At 71.9% G+C, this 18385-nt stretch carries 10 protein-coding genes; 3 read left to right on the forward strand and 7 right to left on the reverse strand.

The features are described from left to right. Positions 1 to 84: 84 nt before the first annotated feature. A complete protein-coding gene (locus CP983_RS00315; RefSeq protein WP_150498030.1) occupies positions 85 to 3792 on the forward strand; it encodes a phage tail protein in 3708 nt (1235 codons plus the stop codon). Between the two features lie 32 nt (positions 3793 to 3824). Here CP983_RS00315 and CP983_RS00320 read toward each other — a convergent pair whose 3' ends face one another. Then, positions 3825 to 6596, reverse strand: a complete 2772-nt coding sequence (locus tag CP983_RS00320; RefSeq protein WP_167537625.1) for a helix-turn-helix transcriptional regulator — start codon at positions 6594 to 6596, stop codon at positions 3825 to 3827. 285 nt (positions 6597 to 6881) lie between these two features. On the opposite strand from CP983_RS00320, the gene CP983_RS00325 reads away from it, so the two are divergent. Further along, positions 6882 to 7571, forward strand: a complete 690-nt coding sequence (locus tag CP983_RS00325; RefSeq protein ID WP_150498032.1) for an SDR family oxidoreductase — start codon at positions 6882 to 6884, stop codon at positions 7569 to 7571. Here CP983_RS00325 and CP983_RS00330 read toward each other — a convergent pair. The 5 genes from CP983_RS00330 to CP983_RS00350 all read right to left on the reverse strand — a co-directional run bounded on the left by CP983_RS00330 (position 7516) and on the right by CP983_RS00350 (position 16293). After that, positions 7516 to 9480 (reverse strand): ATP-binding cassette domain-containing protein, encoded by a 1965-nt coding sequence (locus CP983_RS00330; RefSeq protein ID WP_150498033.1) that lies wholly within the window; start codon positions 9478 to 9480, stop codon positions 7516 to 7518. The two genes, CP983_RS00325 and CP983_RS00330, sit on opposite strands and share 56 nt — an antisense overlap. 47 nt (positions 9481 to 9527) lie before the next feature. Next, positions 9528 to 11315 (reverse strand): ATP-binding cassette domain-containing protein, encoded by a 1788-nt coding sequence (locus CP983_RS00335; protein WP_150498034.1) that lies wholly within the window; start codon positions 11313 to 11315, stop codon positions 9528 to 9530. 157 nt (positions 11316 to 11472) lie between these two features. Next, complete coding sequence (locus CP983_RS00340; RefSeq protein WP_125528864.1) at positions 11473 to 11598, reverse strand: SapB/AmfS family lanthipeptide; 126 nt, start codon at positions 11596 to 11598, stop codon at positions 11473 to 11475. A 99-nt stretch (positions 11599 to 11697) separates the two neighbouring features. Continuing rightward, the gene (gene lanKC / locus CP983_RS00345) at positions 11698 to 14241 is read right to left on the reverse strand and encodes a class III lanthionine synthetase LanKC (protein ID WP_229914587.1); all 2544 of its coding nucleotides are present in this window, start codon (positions 14239 to 14241) and stop codon (positions 11698 to 11700) included. 594 nt (positions 14242 to 14835) lie between these two features. Further along, complete coding sequence (locus tag CP983_RS00350; RefSeq protein WP_150498035.1) at positions 14836 to 16293, reverse strand: dihydrolipoyl dehydrogenase family protein; 1458 nt, start codon at positions 16291 to 16293, stop codon at positions 14836 to 14838. Between the two features lie 381 nt (positions 16294 to 16674). Here CP983_RS00350 and CP983_RS00355 point away from each other — a divergent pair, with 381 nt between their 5' ends. Next, a complete protein-coding gene (locus CP983_RS00355; RefSeq protein ID WP_150498036.1) occupies positions 16675 to 17427 on the forward strand; it encodes an SDR family NAD(P)-dependent oxidoreductase in 753 nt (250 codons plus the stop codon). Between the two features lie 31 nt (positions 17428 to 17458). Here the strand turns inward: CP983_RS00355 and CP983_RS00360 are convergent, their stop codons facing one another. Further along, positions 17459 to 18358 (reverse strand): LysR family transcriptional regulator, encoded by a 900-nt coding sequence (locus tag CP983_RS00360; RefSeq protein ID WP_150498037.1) that lies wholly within the window; start codon positions 18356 to 18358, stop codon positions 17459 to 17461. Between the last annotated feature and the right edge of the window lie 27 nt (positions 18359 to 18385).

Raw genomic sequence — 18385 nt, forward strand, 5'->3', positions numbered from 1 at the left:
GTCGGGGGCAGGTCGTGGCGGCCGGTGCCCGGACGGTCGAAGGCGGTTCGTGGACGGCCACGACCGGCGCCCGTGCCGGCCCCGGTGCCAACCCAACCCGCACGGGGCGACCGGCCGGCGGTGCGGCGTACGGCGGGCAACGCGGCCGCCTCGGCGCTGGCCGCCCGTCCGGGCGCGGCCCCGGCCGCGGGCCCGCCGGCTGTCGGCGGCCCGCTCTCCACGCCGACACGGAAGGCGAACGGCACAGCCACCGCCCTTGCCGCACGGTCCGCGCCAGCCACCGCCCCTGCCGCATCGCCCACGCCGGCGAGCGCCGACTCCCCCGCCGTCGCTTCCCGCACGACGAAGCAGACGCCCGCCGACTCCGCTTCCACCGCCTCCCGTACGCCCAAGCAGACGCCCGTCGTCGGGCCGCCCGCCGCGTCACCCGCGGTGGGCAACGGGGCCGCGGCGGCTGTCGCCGCCCGGGGTCCGGCCGGTTCGCGGCGTCGCGCGGCGGCTGCGCCTGGTCCGCGGCGAATCGCGGTGGACGTCGCGGCGAAGAAGCGCGTCCTGACCCGGCACCCGGCACCCGCCGCCGAAGCGGTCCAGGCCCAGCGGGCCGCCGTCCAGACCGACCGGGAGCGGGCGGGACTGGCCGGGCGGGAGCAGACCGAGGCCATGGCCGAGGCGCCGGTGAAGCAGTTCGACCGGGCCGCGTTCATCGCGAAGTTCGAGGCACGCATCGCGGCCCAGGAGCCGAAGACCGCCGACGCGGCGAAGAAGCTGGCCGACCCCGAGACGCCGGACGCCCTCACCCCGCAGCTCACCGGCGAGGCGCAGTCGGCCGCCGGCTCTGCGGCAAGCGACGTCAAAGCCGCGGCGGCGACCGCCCCCGACCCCGGTCAGGTGCCTCGTCCGCCCACCGCGCCGCTGACCCCCGACCGACCGCCGGCCGCTCCCGCGGCGCCGCGAGCGGCCGACGCCGTTCCGCCGCCGCTGCCCGGCGCGGCGGTGGACCTGTCCGCGGGCGGCGACCGGACCCGCGCCGCGTTGGACGGCGCCGGAATCGGCGACGAGACCCTGCGCAATGCAAACGAGCCTTCGTTCTCCGCCGCCCTGAAGGCGAAACGGACCGCCGAGAAACACACCGACGCCGGGCCCGCCGACGTCCGCGCCCGCGAGGCCGAGATTCGCACCACGGCCCTGCAGCGGGCGGCAGGGGCCGGAAAGGCCGCCATGGCGGGCATGGCCGGCCTGCGCGTGACCGCCGGCGCCGCCGTCCACGGCGGCAAGGAGCAGGCCAGGGACCGTACGCAGGCACGCCGCGCGGAGATCGCCGACCGGCTCTCCGCCGTCTACGAGGAGACCAAGAAGAGCGTCGAGGACACCCTTGCCGGGCTCGACGAGACCGTACGCAAGCTCTTCGAGGAGCGGGCCGCGGCGGCCCGCAAGAGCTTCGTCGAGGCCTGCACGAAGAGCTGGTGGCAGTTCTGGAAGGACGAGCCGAACTGCAAGGCGCACGCTGATGAGTACGCCAGGCAGGTCAGGGCGGCCGTCGACGAGGTCGCAACCGTCGTGGAACGGACCGTCACGGCAGCCCAGCAGCAGGCGACCGACGGCCGCCGACGCATGACCGAGTACGTCAGCGGCCTGGAACCCGAGATGAAGGAGTTCGGCAACCGTACGGCGGCCGGCTTCGCGGAGCGGTTCGACCAACTGGACGCGTCCATCGGCGAGCGCGCAGACGCGGTGGTGGACGTGCTGGCGGAGTGCTATGCCAGCGCGCAGCAGGAGATCGACCAGGCGATGGCCGAGGTCAAGGAGGCGAACAAGAGCCTGTGGGAGCAGGCTCGCGACGCCGTGGTCGGAGTGGTGAAGGTCCTGCTCGACCTGAAGAACCTGCTGGTGAGCGTGGTCCGGCGGGCGGCCGGTGTCGCGGAGCGCATCATTCGCGACCCGATGGGCTTCCTGCGCAATCTCGCCGCCTCCGTCAAGGGCGGGCTGACGCTGTTCGTCACGAAGCTCCCCGGTCATCTCAAGGCAGCGTTGCAGGACTGGCTCTTCGGCAATCTGGCCGCGGCGGGGATCGAACTCCCCGAGAAGTGGGACCTGCGCGGCGTCATCAAGCTGGTCCTCTCGGTGTTCGGCATCAGTTGGTCCTTCATCCGCGGCGAACTGCTCAAGCACATGCCGCCGGCCATGCTGAACACGGTGATCGGCGCGGTGCGCGTGATCGGACTCATCAAGGACAAGGGAATCGGTGCCCTCTGGGAGGAGCTGAAGGAGCAGGCCGCCGAGCTCAAGGACCAGGCCTTCGAGATGATCAAGTCGTTCGTGATCGAGACGGTCGTCAAGGCGGGCGTCACCTGGCTGCTGTCCCTGATCACCCCCGCCGGGGCCCTCGTCAAGGCCGTCATGGCGGTCTACGACTTCCTCACCTTCCTGGTCGAAAAGGCCCGCGCGCTGGCGGAGTTCGTGAACGGCATCCTCGACACCCTGGAGGAGATCTGCGGGGGCGTGTCGCAGAAGGTCGTCGCCAAGATCGACGCCTCCCTCGCCCGCGTCCTGCCGCTGGCCATCGACCTCTTCGCCCGTGTGCTGAAGCTCGGGGCCATCCCCGCCAAGGTCAAGAGCGTCCTGGAGAAGGTCGGCGCCCCGGTGCGCGGCTTCATCGCCCGCCTGATCACCAAGGCGGCGGCCTTCGCCAAGCGGCTCCTCGCGGGCGGCGCGAAGGCGCTGGGCAAGCTCGCGGGCAAGGCCGACCGGCGTACGGAGGACGAGAAGAAGCGCGACGTCAGGGCCGGTGTCGAGGCAGGCGCCGCCGTGGTCGACCGGCTCCACGGGACCTTCGTCGGAGAGCGGCTCATCAAGGGCGTCCTGCTCGCCATCCGCGTCCGCTACGGCCTGAAGTACCTCAAGCCGGTGCTGGACGGCGACCGGTGGACCGTCGAGGGCGGCATCAACCCGACGCACCGCAAGGCGACGCGCAAGAAGCCCCCGCTCAAGGGCGAGAAGGAGGCCACCCCCGACCAGGAGAAGAGCGCCGGCGCGCTGGTCGCGGCGTCGGTGGCCGGCTTCCTCAAGGCGCTGGCCATCTGGAACACCGTCTACCGTGCGGGCAAGGCGGACACCGGCAAGGTGGTCGCGACCAGCACCACGAAGGCGCCCGAGGCGTACTCCGACGCTGCTCTCGAAGCCGACCCGTCTCTCGCCCGCGACCCGGACCACGACATCCCCGGCCGGGACGTCAGGATGCCGGGCCGGGACCCCGGCGAGTCACGGGAGATCGCCGAGCGGATCGAGGCGGAAGCCATCGCCGCGCTGCCCGACGAGTGGACGGTGGCGCCCACCCCGGAGGGCAGGGCAGCACGGATCAAGGCGGGGCGGAAGGTCCACCCCCGCTACCTGGACCCCGCGCTGAGGACCACGCCGAAACTGCGCCGCGAAATGGCTCTCGAAGGCAAGTATATCGCCAGAAGCGGCCTCAAGGAGAAATCCAACATGCCGACCACCGCGCACGCGGAGAAGAAGTACTACGAGCGGCACGGCGGATCGGTGCGGGCCATCGGCGTCGCCGGCATCCCCGCGTGCGAGGACTGCAAGAACTTCTTCATCACCAAGGCGCTGAAGGCGGAAAACCACATCGTCATCACGGGCTTCCGGGAGCGGTTCAAGACCCGTAAGAAAGCGGTGCTGCCTACGAATCAGATGACGCACATCTTCCTGCGCGAGGGAGGCATCGGCAATGTCGCCGACGCCCTGAAGCAGGACAAAAAGGCCAAGGAGAAGGGCAAGAAGTCCGCCCGGTGAACAAGTGACGTGCCTCGGTGCCACTCCTGGTGTCACGCCTGGGCCGGCCGGAAGGACCGGGCTAGTTGGCTGCGCGATCGCACCCCGAGCTTGCGGTAGACGTTGCCCAGGTGGAACTCGACGGTCTTGGGGCTGAGGAAGAGCGCTGCGGCGGCCTCCTTGTTGGTGGCGCCCTCCGCGACCAGGCCGGCGATCCGGCGTTCCTGTTCCGTGAGCCGCTCCCTCGCCGGTTCCCCGGTCGTGCCGCCGCCGCGTCGCGGTTTGCGCATGCCGGTGGCCCGCAGCTCGCTGTGGGCCGCCTTCGACCAGGGCGCGGCGCCCAGGTCGGTGAAGACGGTCAGCGCGCGGGACAGCGACCGGCGGGCTTCCGCGCTGCGTCCCTCGCGGCGCAGCCACTGGCCGTGACAGAGCAGGGTGCGGGCGTGTTCGAAGACGACCCGGCCGCGGGCGTGATTCTCGAACGCCTCCTGGAAGGCGGCCTCGACGGCGCCGTGCCCGAACCGTCCGGTCTCCAGCAGCAGCGCCCGGCAGCGGGCTCCGCGTGCCGCCGCCCAGCTGAGCCCGGAGCGGCGTACTCCGTCTTCGTGGCGGGCCAGTTCGCTTTCGGCCTCGGCGGTGCGCCCGGTGCGCAGGTACGCCTCGATGAGGTTGGCGGCCCACGGTGCCACCGACGGGTGCTCGATCCCGGCGCCGTCGGCCAGGGAGCGAGCCCGTTCGTAGCAGGTCACAGCCTTCTCGTAGCTGCCCCCTCCCATGGCCAGCAGCCCTTCGGTCGCCGCGACCTGGCCGAGTACGAGGTCCAGTCCGTGGTCCCGTGCCACCCGGGTGGCACGGGCCAGGGCGATCCCGCACTCGACGCTTCGGCCCTGGGCGGCCTCCAGACGGCCGAGCAGCACCAGACTCTGGGCGAGCGGGCTCACGGCCCGGGCTCGTCCGGCGCACCCGGCGGCCTCGGTGACGTCCGCCCTCGCGCCGGGCCAGTCGCCGGTCCACATGCGGATCCAGGCGCGACTGCCGAGCGCCGCCGCGCGCAGCGGCGCGTCCGCACGGACCCGGTCCTGGGGCCGGCCGTCGAGCAGGCGGGAGAGCAGGGTGAGGGCCGCCTCGTACTCCTCCAGCCAGCCGAGTACTTCGGCCCTGGCGACGATCGTCACGGCGGAGGCGCCGGCCGGCGGCAGCAACAGCAGTTCGCGGGCCTGGACGCTCTGGCCCCGCAGTGCCAGCACCCGTGCGAGCTGCACGGCGGCCGACTCGGCGAGGTCGCCGCCGCGCGGCCGGGTGAGGCGGTATGCCTGCCAGGCGCTGCCCAGCGCGGCCCGACTGTCCGCGGCGCGGACGGCGCATTCGGCGGCCTCCAGGAGGAGTTCGGCGGCTCGGGACGGCTGGTCGGCGCTGAGGCGTACAGCGGTGGCGCGCAGCAGCCGGTGGGTGGCGAGCGGGCTCACGGCCCTGCCCTGGTGCCGGGCGAGGAGGATCAGCAGCTCGCAGCGGAGTTCCGGGGTATGGGCGAGGGCCAGCGCCCGGTCCAGGAGCGCCGGTACGTGATCGGGGGTGCCGGCTTGCTGCCGGGACGCGGCGGCGAGTCCGAGGAGTCGCGCGGCGTCCTCGTCGTTCGGGGTGAACGACGCGGCGCGCTCGTACAGTTCGGCGCTGTCGCCGGGGTCGACCCCGGCGACAGCGCGCGCGGCTGCTTCCAGTGCGTCGGCCACGGCAGGGCCGGGTCCCGGGGCGACGGCCGCCAGGTGTCGAGCCGCCGCGGGGCCGCTGAGCGTGCAGACGAGTGCTTGGTGGACAACGTGCCGGCGGGCCGCTCCGGCTGCGTGATGGACGACCAGCCGCAGCCGTTCGTCGCGGAACACGACCCGCCCCTGCTGTTCGGCAAGGACGCCGTGTTCCTCGGCGGGGACCAGTGCGTCCGGTGCGTGGCCCAGCCGTTTCAGCGCGCAGGCCAACTCTGCCGCGGGGATCTGCCCCGCCACGGCCGGCACGAGCAGGGCGGCACGGGCCGTCGCGGGCAGCGGATCCAGTTCCGGCAGGAGGCGCAGGCGCAGCCGGTCGGTGGGAACGGGCGGGTCGCCGAGCGGCTGCCGGCCGTCGCACTGGGCGGCGGTGAGGGGGACGGGCAGTTCCGTGAGCGCGAGCGGATTGCCCTCGGCGACGGCGAGCAGGCGTTCGGCGACGTGCCGGCGCAGTGGGTGGGGTGCCGAACTCCGCAGGAGGGTGCGGGCGTCGGTGGGGTCGAGGGGGCCAAGGCGCAGTTCCGGGACGCCGCTCACGGCAGGCCATCCGCGGAAGGTCTCGCTGGTGTGCCTCCGGATCGCGGTGAGGAGCAGCGCGATGGGCTCGCTCGCGATCCGGCGGCCCACGAAGAGCAGGGCGTCCAGGGACGGCGGGTCGAGAAGATGCGCGTCGTCGACGGCAAGCAGGAGGGGGCGACAGGCCGCGGCGACGCCCAGCAGACCGAGCATCGCCGCCGCCGGCGGCTGGTCGGCGCCGTCCGGGCCGAGGCGGCCGGTGGCGAGGAGCCGCTCCAGCGGATCCCGCTGCGCCGCGGGCACGCGCGGCAGCTGGTCCCGTAACGCCTGGACCACCTGATGCAGCCCCGCGCCAGGCAGTCGGCTCTCCGTCACGCTGCCGGTGACGAGGACGGCTCGCGCCACCGCATCCAGGGTGAGGGCCTTGTGGAGCAGGTGCGTACGGCCGATGCCCGGTTCTCCGACGACGAGGACTCCGCCGCCGCGGCCGGCCGCCGTCTCCTGAAGCAGCCGTACCAGCACGGAGATTTCAGCGATTCTCCCCAGCATCCCGCGCGCGTTACCCCAGTGATCCGACGCGGCGCCCCACGTCTCTGAGGACGCTTCCCCCCTGATTGAGTGTGGCACGCAGTTGTTTGCCCCCACACCTATTCCTCTGCGTCCGCCCACGGGGTTCACCCGAATCAGCGAGCCCGGGCAAGCCCTCCCCCTACCTCGGCCGCCCGGCGGCGTCGCTTGTCCGTGAGGGGCAAACCCGATCTCCCAGCTCGGTTCGGTGCCGAACTCGCCCTCGCAGCACGGGAAAAGAACGCCGCATTGGGTAAGTATCGCACTATGGGAGTCTTTATGATCACAGGCGGCGGTTCCGGTATCGGAGCAGCCCTGGCCGCTCATTTCGCCGCGCAGGGGCACGAGTTGTGGCTTCTGGCTCGGGACGAGTCCCGGGCCAGGACGCTCCAGGCCCGCTTCCCCCAGAGCCGGACCCTGGTCGCGGACCTGGCCGCGCCAGGTGCGTTGCGCGGCTCGCTGGAGTCGCGGGTGCTGCCCCAGCGGCTGGACCTCCTCCTGCACGTGGCCGGTGTGGCCGAATCGGGGCGGGTCGTCGACGTAGGAGCTGAGGTCTGGGAGCACACGCTTGCGGTGAACCTGGTTGCTCCGGCGGAGCTCACTCGGCTGATGCTGCCCGCGCTGCGGGAGGCCCGCGGGCAGGTCGTCTTCATGAACTCGGGCGCCGGGCTGCACGCGCCGCCGCGTCTGGGTGCCTACGCGGCGTCCAAGTTCGGCCTGAAGGCGCTGGCCGAGACGTTGCGAGCGGAGGAACACCGGCACGGGATCAGGGTCACGACCGTCTACCCGGGCGAGACCGATACGCCGATGCAGGTCCGGCTGCACGAGCAGTTCGGGCTGCCGTACGAGCCGGCGGCCCATATGAGCCCGGCCTCCGTGGCTGCCGCCGTGGGCACGGCGCTCAGTCTGCCGAGGGACGCGACGGTGAGCGATCTGATGCTGCGCCCGGGTAGCTGACCCGGCCCACGCCGGCGTCGCGTTCATCCGGGCCGTCCGCCGTGCCGCCGGGTCCGTCTCCGTCGGGCCCGGTGGTACCGGTGTTCCAGATGCCCACCAGGTCCGCGTAGAGGGGGATCTCCGCCAGAAGGGTGTCGTGCGTGCCGATCCATGCGCGCTGTCCGTCCAGGAGGAGCACCTTGTCCGCGCGGCGGGCCGGCGCGATCCGGTGGGCGATGGCGACGACGGTGCCGGGCCTGCGCCGGAACGCCTCCTCGACGCGCTGTTCGGCCTCGGCATCGAGGTGCCGCGTCGCCTCGTCGAGGATGACGAGGGTGGCGGAGGAGAGGTGGACCCGGGCGAGAGCGACGAGTTGGCGCTCGCCCGAGGACAGCGCGGAAGGGTCCACCTGGCCGTCGAGGCCGCCCAGCCGTCGTACGACACGGCCCAGTCCGAGTTCCTCCACGGTGCTGTCGATGACGTCGTCCGCAGTGCCGGGAGCGAGCACGCTGAGGTTCTCCCGCAGCGTTCCGGCGAACACGTAGGGGTTCTGCGGGAGAAGGGCCCGGGCACTGCTCAGGTCATCCCGGGCGATCCGGCCGAGGGGCACGCCTCCGAGGAGGATCCGCCCTTGGTCGGGCTGGAGGATGCCGGCCAGGATGTCGGCCGTCGTGGACTTGCCCACGCCGGAGGGGCCGACCACGGCCAGCTGTTCCCCGTGGGTGAGGGTGAGTTCGAGGCCGTCGAGGATGGGGGCCGAGTCCCTGCCGTAGGCGAAAGTGACGCCCGATATGAAGACCGAGCCGTCGGCCGGCTCGAGTGGGTGCGCGGGACTCTCGGGGGTCGCTGGGCTGCGGGCTGCCCCGGCGAGCCGCTGCGCCGCCACGGACAGCCGGAGCCAGGAGGCGCCGACTCCCTGGACGAGCAGCCGGACGGCTGGTTCGAGGGTGGAGAGCACATAAGTGAGCACACCGACCACGTCGCCCGGGGTCATGCCGTGGTCCGTGAGGTATGGCGCGGCGAGGACGACCAGCAGCAGTGGGCTGTGCGCGCCGAGCCCCACGATCAGCCGGCGCACCGCCGCGACGGTGGCCAGTTTCCGGGAAGCCAGCAGATGCGCCCGCACGGCTTCGAGCACCTCTTGTTCTGCTCGGTCATGGGTGCCGGTGGCGACGATGTCGCGCAGTGCGCCCACGGTTGTCACGGCTCGGTGCGCGAGGACCTCTTCGGCCTGGAACGCCGAGTGCTGCCGGCGGAGGGTGGCCGGTGCCAGCACGGCGAACACTCCGAGCGCCAGCAGCAGCGGAACCGCGACGACCGGCATGGCCGCCGGGGCGATGACGGCGGTGCCCACGATGACGGCTCCCGTCGTCAGGACGAACTGCCAGACGAGCATGAGCTGTCCCGCGAGCGCGTCGCGGACCACCTCCACCTGCCGGGTGAGCTGGGCCACGACGACCGCGTCAGCACCGTCGCACCGAGTGCCTGGCACAACCGCCCGCCGCAACGTGCCTCGGACGACGTCGCCGAGGATCCGGTCCCGCAGCGGCTCCACGATCTCGGCAAGTGCGGGGTAGGTCTGCCGGCTTGCCCAGGCTCCGCACAGGGCGCACAGGGCGAACACCGCCAGGTACAGCGCCGCTGTTGCGGGGCGGTGCGCAAGGAAACCCTCGTCGACGGCCAGGGCCAGGGCTTTCCCCGAGACGAGTGCGGGGGCGGCCGACACCAGCGTCCACCAGCCCAGCCGGAACGCCGCGGCACGGCTGCGGTTGAGGCTGCCGCGGACCAGGTGCAGCGCCGAGGCGCCGGCCGTGCGTGGGGGCGAGGCCGGCGGGTTCGGGTCCGGGCATATGTCCGCTTCCCGACTTGAGTCGGCTGAAGGGTCCCGGTCCGGCTGTGAGCGGGGGGCATCGGCAGTGCCGTGGGCCATGGCGTGGCTGTCCTTTCGTCCGTGGTCCGCCGTCCGGTCGTGCGGGCTCAGCCCTCGGTGCCCCCTGACTCCGCGGGATCCCCTGTGCCGGTGAAGATGCGGCGGTAGTCCGGCATGCGCCACAGCTCCCGGTGGGGAGCCAGGGCGCGGATGCGTCCTTCGTCGAGCCACGCGACCGCATCCGCCCGGGCTGCGGTGGACGTCCGGTGGGTCACGATCAGCCGCGTGCGGTCCCCGTGGGAGAGGTCCATCGCGTGCAGGACGCGGGCTTCGGTGGCGGTGTCGAGACTGGATGTGGCGTCGTCGAGGATGAGCAGCCGGCACTCGCGGGCCAGGGCCCGCGCGAGTCCCAGCCGCTGGCGCTGGCCGCCGGACAGAGGCACGTCGGCCAGGGGGGTGTCGTACCCGGCGGGGAGCCGTCGGACGAACAGGTCCGCCTGCGCCGCGCGCGCGGCCTGGCGGGCTTCGGCAGCGGGGACGGGCTGTGCGGCGGCCCTGATGGCGTCGAGAACGGTGGCCCCGGTCAGCGCGGGATCCGCGAAGGCGCACGAGACGGCCGTCCTCAGCTCGACAGGGCGGATCTCGTCCACCGGCACGCCGTCCAGCAGCACGAGGCCCTCCTCCGGGATCAACAGTCCGCCGGCGACCGCGGCGAGTACGGATCTGCCCGACCCCGAACTCCCCACCAGGGCGATGCAGTTCCCGGCGGGCAGGACAAGGTTCAGCCGGTCGAGGACGGCCCGTCCGGACCGCCGTACCGTGACCTCGCGAATCTCCACGCGTCCGGGTCCCGGCGGCAGGCCGCGCTGCCCCTCGGGCGCCCGGGGAGAGCCGAGGATCTCCGACACCCGGGCCTGTCCCGCCCGGGCCCGGGCGAGGTCCAGGAGACTCTGCGCTGCGCCGAAACCGCCGAGCCCGAGCGCGGTGTAGCCGAGCGCGGCGATCAGCTCGCCCGTGCTGAGCGCCCCCGCGGACATCTGGTGTCCGGCGACGGCGAGCACGGCGATCTGGGTGACGGGGGCGAGCAGTCCGGTGGACCAGGCGACGCGGCGCTGGCTGTCCCACAACGCGCGTCCATGCAGGGAGAGTTCGGGCACGGGTCGCAGCACGCGCTCGATCTCTTGCTCGACGGTTCCAGCGGCTGCGATGGTGCGGCTGCCCGCCAGGGCGTCGAGCAGCCGGGCGGCCACATCGGCCTGGGCGCTCTGGTAGCCCGTGCCGCGGCGGACGGTGCGCCGCAGCTGCCGGCGCAGCAGCAGCCAGCCGGCCGGTGCGGTGACGACGAAGGCCGCGGCCAGTAAGGGGGCGAGCAGTCCGAGGGCCACCACGGCCCCGGCCGCCATGGCGAGTTGGGCCACCGCGTAGACCATCGCCTGGCCGGCCAGGCCCGCTTCCGCGGCGCCGGCGGTGAGCCGGGCGATCAGGTCGCCCGTCGCCGGTCGCCGTACGGGATGGGGACCTCCGGCCATGGTGTGCCGCACCAGGGCGGCGCGCAGTCGGGCCGTCGTCTCGGCCGTGGCGCGTGGTCCCGCGTACTGCGCGGCGGCCTCCGCTGCCGTGAGCAGCCCGACGACCGCGGCGAGGGGAACGATCCCCGCGGTGCCGCCGCCCGACAGGGCCCGGTCCACGGCCCGTGCCACGGCGGTGGGCAGGAGCAGCGCGGCCAGTGAGGCGGCGGCCACGGACAGGGCGAGAGCGGTGGGCCACCGCAGTCGGAGTACGGTGGTAATCAGGCTGTGCCGCGGCGGCGTTCTCGTCGCCCGCGCGGTGGCGGAGAAACCGGTGCGTTCGTGAACCCCGCCCCGTAGCGGCTGTTCTTGGCGGTCCTGTCCCATGCGGGGCTCCTGCGGGGAGTTGGGCGGACGGTCCGAGCGGCTGGCACATGAGCGCCGGCCCGGGCTCTATCTCAGCCCGGGCCGGCTCTGTTCACCCCGGAGTCAGGTCACCCTGCCGTCCGGGGGGTGGAGCGCACTGACGCCCCGAGGGTGCCTGCTAGAGGCACAGCAGGGTGCTGACGGTGCTGTTGGTGCAGTTCACCGCGGAGAGGGAGCTGATCACCGACATGTACTCGGTGGTCTCCTCGGGGGTCTCCAGGGCCTGCAGGCTGAGAATGGACATAGTGCACTCCTGTCACTTCGGTTGGTGCTTCTGCTTCCCGGCGGTCGCCGGAAACTTTGGACTGCGAAGGGTGCTTCGCAGAAGGAGCGGCGCAGCGGTTCAGGCCGCGGGAAGGGGCGTGGGCGCCGCGTCCCGGGAGGCGGGCCAGAACGGCAGGGCCGGGGTGCCGGCCAGGACCGAGCCCAGCGCGAGCAGGATGCCGGCGGAACCGGTGGCCAGGTCCATGGACAGCCGCAGGAGCTGCTCCCCGGGGAAGGCCACGTGCCCCTGATGGGGGATGAGATGCCACACCAGGCGTCGGATGTGACGCCGGATCACCGGATCGTGCACCCCTGTGTCCCCTTGCAGCAGGTGCAGCAGCCAGACCAGGCCCGCCCGCCCGTTGAACAGGCCGGGCTGGACGATGAACTCGGGCTCGGCGGCGGCGCGGATGCGGTCCAGGCTCTGCCGCAGTTCCGGATCGGGCCGATGGCTCAGATAGGTGTGGAGGACTGCGGCGATGCCCGCACTGCCGGACTCCAGGTAGGGCAGGACTCTGCTGCCGTCGTCGACCTGGAGGGTGCCGTCGTCGGCCAGGACACAGCGGTCCAGGTCGCGGCGGAGCGCCAGTTCCGCCAAGTCGAGCAGATCGCGGTCGCCGGTGCTGTCGTACAGACGCAGAAAGAGCAGTGCGGATCCGGTGCTGCCGTGCAGCAGTCCGCTGCGTGGGGCCGACGGTGCCCCGCCCTCGCCGGCAGGTGCCCGCAGCCGGTCGGCGAGCCGGTCGGCGGTATCCGCCGCGGCGGTGTGGAGCGTGGAGTCGCCCGTGACCGCGGCGAAGTGCAGCAAGGTCAGTCCCGTGCCGGGCAGTCCCCCGGCCAGGTCGCTGCCCTGCGGGTCCAGCGGGTCCTTCAGGAGATGGTCCAGGAGGTTGTGCGCCTGCCTCCGGCGGCCCAGGCGGTCCAGTGCCAGCGCGACTCCGTGCGATCCGGTGTAGAGGCCGGGGCGGCAGGGTTCACGGGCGACGGCGTCCAGCAGCCACTGGACATGCTCCGGATCGACATCGACGCCCGTGCAGTGCAGGGCCCACAGGACTCCCGCGGCACCGTAGGCGAGCCCGAGTCCGTCATGGGTGAACTGGTTGGGGTCGCCCGGGAAGAGGCGATCGGTGCGCTCCGGAGTCGCACTCGCCGTGATCGCCGCCGCCATCGAGTCGCGCAGGGCGGGCCAGTCGGCGCGATCCCCGCTGAACAGAGCGCCCAGTGTGTCGTGTTCGTGGGGTGGATCCGTGGGTGGCGGGCCCGATAACCCGAAGCGTGCTGCCGCCGCGCCGGCCAGCTGCTGACGTTTGCCCGGGTCCAGGGACGTCAGCTGCATCAGCGGCATGAAGATCCACAGACGCAGCGCGTCGAGGGCGTACCGGTCGATCGCGAAGCCGTGCAGGTCGGCGGGGGCCGCGAAGCCTGCGGCGCCGAGGCCGGGTCTGACGAACGCGTCGACGGGAGAGGCGAGTTCGAAGTCGATGAAGCACACCCGCCCGTCCGGCCGGACGATCAGATTGCGCGGATGGAGGTCTCCGAAGACCACTCCGCGGTCATGGATGGAGCGAAGGCCTTCCTCGATGCTCTCCAGGACCGCCAGCGCCTCCACCCTGTAGCGGTCGATGACCTCCTGGTCCGGATCGGGATGGACCAGGGGATAGCGCCGTCCGAACCACCGGTTGAGCGGCTCGCCCTCCACGTATTCCTGGACCAGGAAGTGGTGTTCCCAGGCCGTGAAGTAGTCGAGCACAGCGGGTACGGCGGACACCCCGTCCAGCCGGTGCAAGATGTCGCGTTCCTTGCCGAGCCGCAGGACCGCGTCGTCCCCGCGCTGGTCAAGACCGGCATGAGGGCGGGCCTCCTTGAGCACCACCTCCCCGCCGCCGTCGGCGGCCCGGGCTATGTAGATGCCCCCTCCGTTGGAGAAGTGCAGGGCCCGTTCCACGGAGTAGCGGAGCTCGGCCGTACCGGATCTGGCCCGGTCGGCCAGCGCCTGAGCGAGCACTCGCGGAACGGGGGCCCAGTCGGGCACCTCGAACACCGCCCGCCGCACGTCCGGCCGCAGCCGGCCCGACGGTTCCCGCAGCGCCAGAACGAGCTCACCGGTCTCCGACCGGCAGAACTGCTCGGTGAACCCGCCGTAGCGCAGGAACAATGGCCCCTCGCGCCAGCGCAGATCGCTCAGGATGTACGGCCCCTGCTGCCCCGCGAGCGCCGCGCCCAGGTCCTCGAGACATCGCTCCAACGCCGGCTCGTCAGCCGGGTACAGCGTCATGAACTTCCCGCTCGAACCTCGCGAGGCGTACTTCGCGTTCTGGGTCTGCACCAGCGCCAGGCTCCGCAGGAACTTGAACGCGACGCCGTTCTCGTAGCAGTAGTCGGCGACCACGGACAGAATGTGCTGCGCATTGTCCATGCACGCGGACACATGGATCTTCCAGCCCTGGTCGGGCAGCTCCACCCCGGCAAGCTGCCGACCCACCCAGACATCTCTCGCGTTGCCGATCCAGCCGGCGGGTAAGGAAGCGCCGGCTGCGTCGAACTCCTCCACCGTGGCCCAGCGCACAGGCGAGTCGTAGAACACCGGATCGGCATACGAAAACGCCTCGTAACGCATGTCCATAAGGCCCCCCATCACGGTGAATCACCATTCCTGTACGGACGCCTTCCACAACGCAGGACCGTTTCACCACCGAAATCGGTGTTACCCTGCCCCGCTTGCGTCCACGAAGTGAAGGTAGCCCACGCCGGACTTCCACATGCAGGGCGCATTCAGCGCTTCTACCGAGCGCCCGAAGCCCGCCTCCTGTTAAATGCGCAACCACTTGCACCCATACACGAGTTCGACCTGATGCCGGCATGAGGACACGCCAGGTCACGCCTCACGGGCACTGCGATGGGACGATCGAATTCAGCGTCTCCCTGCTCACCATTCTCATCGTGGGCGTCGTCAGCAACTTCCGCATCTTCCGCCCGGCATCCCCCAATCCGTCAACCAATGACTTCGGGACTTGGATTCACCGGCGCACGGGCACCCAAAGATGGCAACTGACAGCGCAAATCAGCGGCGTTCCCGTCAGCATTAGCCGCCTTGCACGAATCCCGCTTCGCTCAAATGACCGAACCGATACGCGTCTTGGGAAAGCGGACGTATGTGGCGCAGGGCGCCGGCGGCCAGGGGGACGTGCCCTGTCGGGTGTCCGCGTACTGTGCGAGTTCAGTCGCGGTCGCGTTGGTAGGCAGCGAGAAGGAACAGCCAGATCTCGCTCACAGTCGGGAAACAGGCGACGGCGTGCCGCAGCCGCTTGAGGGGGACTTCGCCTGCGACTGCCACGGTGGCGGAGTGCAGGAGTTCGCTGACTCCGGGGCCCACGAAGGTCACACCGAGCAGAAGGTCCCGGTCGACGTCGACGACGAGACGGGCGTGGCCCGGGTAGTTGTCGGCGTGGAGGTTGGCGCCCTGGGCGGCGTTGAAGTCGAGGTCGACGATCTTGGTGCGGTGCCCGGCGCGTTCGGCCTGCTCCGCGGTCAGTCCCACGGAGGCCGCCTCGGGGTCGGTGAAGAAGACCTGTGGCACGGCGTGCTGGTCGGCGGTCGTGGCGTGGTCGCCCCATGCGTCGTCGTCCAGTGGATGGCCGGCGGCCCGGGCTCCGATGGCGTCCCCGGCGGTCCGTGCCTGGTACTTGCCCTGGTGAGTGAGGAGAGCGCGATGGTTGACGTCGCCGAGGCCGTACAGCCACCCTCCCTCAACGTCCTTGACCAGGCAGGTGGTGTCCACGTCCAGCCACGATCCGGGGGTGAGCCCGACCGTGTCCAGGCCGATGTCGCCGGTGCGCGGGGCACGGCCCGTGGCGAACATGACCTCGTCGACTTCCAGCTCACTACCGTCGTCGAGGGTGAGAGTGACCGGCCCGTTCGGGTCGGCACGGCGCAGTGCGGTCACCCGTACTCCGATCCGCACGTCCGCGCCCGCTTCGGTGAGGCCTTGCGCGACCAGCTCACCGGCGAAGGGTTCCATGCGCGGAATCAGACGTCGGCGGGCGAGCAGGGTGACCCGGGATCCCAGCCCCTGCCAGAGGGTGGCCATCTCGACGCCCACTCCCCCTCCCCCGATCACGGCCAGGCGACCGGGCACGGTGCTGGAGTCGGTGCCGTGCCTGTTCGTCCAGGGCCTGGCCTCCTCGATGCCCGGGAGGTCGGGCAGCACAGGATCGCTGCCGGTCGCGACTGCCACCGCGTGCCGGGCGGTGAGCGTCTGGGATACGCCGTCGTCCCGGGTGACCGTGACGCGGCGGGGACCGTCGATCCGGCCGTGGCCGCGGAAGAGGTCGGCGCCGATGGACTTGACCCACAGGGCCTGTCCGCTGTCGTCCCAGTCGGTGACGTAGCGGTTGCGGCGTGCGAAGACCCGGTCGGTGTCGATGCGCCCGGACACCGCCTCCCGAGCGCCGTCCACGCGGCGGGCGTCGGCGACCGCGATGACCGGCCGCAGGAGCGCCTTGCTGGGGACGCAGGCCCAGTACGAGCATTCGCCGCCGACGAGTTCGTGTTCCACGACGGCTACGGAAAGACCGGCGGCGCGGGCCCGGTCGGCAACGTTCTGGCCGACCGGGCCCGCGCCCAGCACGATCACGTCGTAGGTGGCGGTACCCGGGGTTTGCTGCGGCTCGCTCATGGTGTCCCTCGCCTCACGATCGGTTCTGTCTCGGGCTTGGCCCAAGTCGCCGGACGGCGCTCGCCCCGACCAGGCATGTAACCGCACGGCACCCGCCGCCCACCGCATCCCGCCCATACGGCTCACCAAGAGCGGCCATAAGCGTCGCCTGTGGCCCGCTCACACTCCCTGACCAGCGCATCGGCAATACGGCGTGCACAACCACGTACGGCATGCCCGGCCCTTATGGCCGGCGTCGTATCCGGCTATGGCCGGGCCGGAATCCCCGGAAGGACGGCTCGGCTTGAACGCTCGTCACCTCAGGGACGAGGTGCCGGGGCAGCGAACGCGGCACGACCGCACACCGTCGGCCCCTGACTCTCGATGCGAAGGACGACTCTCATGAGTTCTGTTGATCTGGCCGGACGCGTGGCACTGGTGACCGGCGCGACCAGCGGTATCGGTGCCGCAACCGCCGTACTGTTCGCCGACCGGGGCGCGCATGTACTGGTCGCTGGTCGCGATGGCGTCCGTGGCGAGAACGTGGTCGCAGACATCAGGTCGCGCGGCGGCAAGGCGGACTTCGTCGCGGCCGACCTGCGCAGCGCGGCCCGGGTACGGCAGCTTGCGCGGGAGGCCGCCGAGCTGGGCGGTGGCCGGGTGGACATCCTCGTCAACAACGCGGGCATCTTCCCGTTCGGGCCGACGGACGCGACGGCCGAGGGCGATGTGGACACGGTCTACGACCTGAATGTGAAGGCGCCGTTCTACCTGGTCGCGGAGTTGGCACCGGGCATGGCCGAGCGCGGGAACGGGGCGATCGTGAATGTCACCACCCAGGTCGCCTACTACGGAGCGGCGGGCATGGCTCTGTACGGATCCAGCAAGGCGGCGCTGCACCAGCTCAGCCAGGCTTGGGTCGCCGAGTACGGTCCGCGCGGTGTGCGAGTCAACACCGTCTCCCCCGGCCCTACCCGCACCCGGGGCACCGCCGCCATGGGCAACGCTCTGGAGGCCCTGGCAGCCGAGGCACCGGCGGGCCGCCCCGCCGAGGCGGAAGAGATCGCCGAGGCCATCGCCTACCTCGTCGGCGACTCGGCGAGCTTTGTCCAGGGCGCCCTCCTGGCCGTGGACGGCGGTCGCACCGCCGTCTGACCCACGGCCCGATGCTGTGTCCTCGGCCGGCTCAGCGGTCGGCCGAACGATCGAGCGCGGCGATGAACCGGCCGAGGTCACGTCGGGTGGCATCTGCCGGCCACACTGCCCAAGTGCGCCGCACGAGGGGATGCCCGACCAGCGGCAACCACGTCACCTGGTCGGGCAGCGGCTGCTGCCAGCCGGAAGGGGCGAGGGTGAAGGCCCGCCCGTCCCTGACTCCCGCCAGCTTCACATCGGCGATCAGAGCCTGCCCCTCCGGCGCGTCGGGCCCCAGATCCAGACCGTGTCCGCGCAGGATCGCGGTCAACTCGTCGAACCACACCGGGCTCCCGGATCGCGGGAAGCCCACCCACCGCAGCCCGACGAGGGCGTCGAGCGCTACCCCCTCCGGCCCTGCGAGCTCGGCGGCCTGCTCCGTGGCCAGCAGGACACCCAGGTTCTCGCGTACGACGAGCAGCGCATCGAACTCCGGGCCGACCGGGCGCTCCCGCAGGAACCCGACGTCCAGCTCACCCGCGCGCAGGGCGGCTAGCTGATCCGCGGTGGACAGGTGCCGAGGCTGCACCCGGGTATCGGGGTGAGCCTCCGCCAGTTCCGCCAGCGCCGCGTCGAGAAGCCCGGCCGGCAGCTCCAAAGGGATCCCGATGCGCAACGCGCCGCCGCCAGGGCCGACGTACCGGGCCATCACCCGCAGCGCCTGATCATGCCGGGCAAGCACCGCGCGCGCCTCTGTGAGCAGGGCCGTTCCCGCCTCCGTGGCCCGTACCCCGGTACTGCTGCGCACCAGCAGCTTCACCCCGAGCTGCCGCTCCAGCCCACTGATCGTCTGGGACAGCGCCGGCTGGCTCATGTGCAACCGCCGCGCCGCCGCCGACAGCCCGCCTTCCTCCACCACCGCCACGAACGCCCGCAGCTCCCGCAACTCCATGACCCCATTGTCACCACGCTCGCCGCC

This window comes from Streptomyces chartreusis, from assembly GCF_008704715.1.
Lineage (GTDB): Bacteria > Actinomycetota > Actinomycetes > Streptomycetales > Streptomycetaceae > Streptomyces > Streptomyces chartreusis.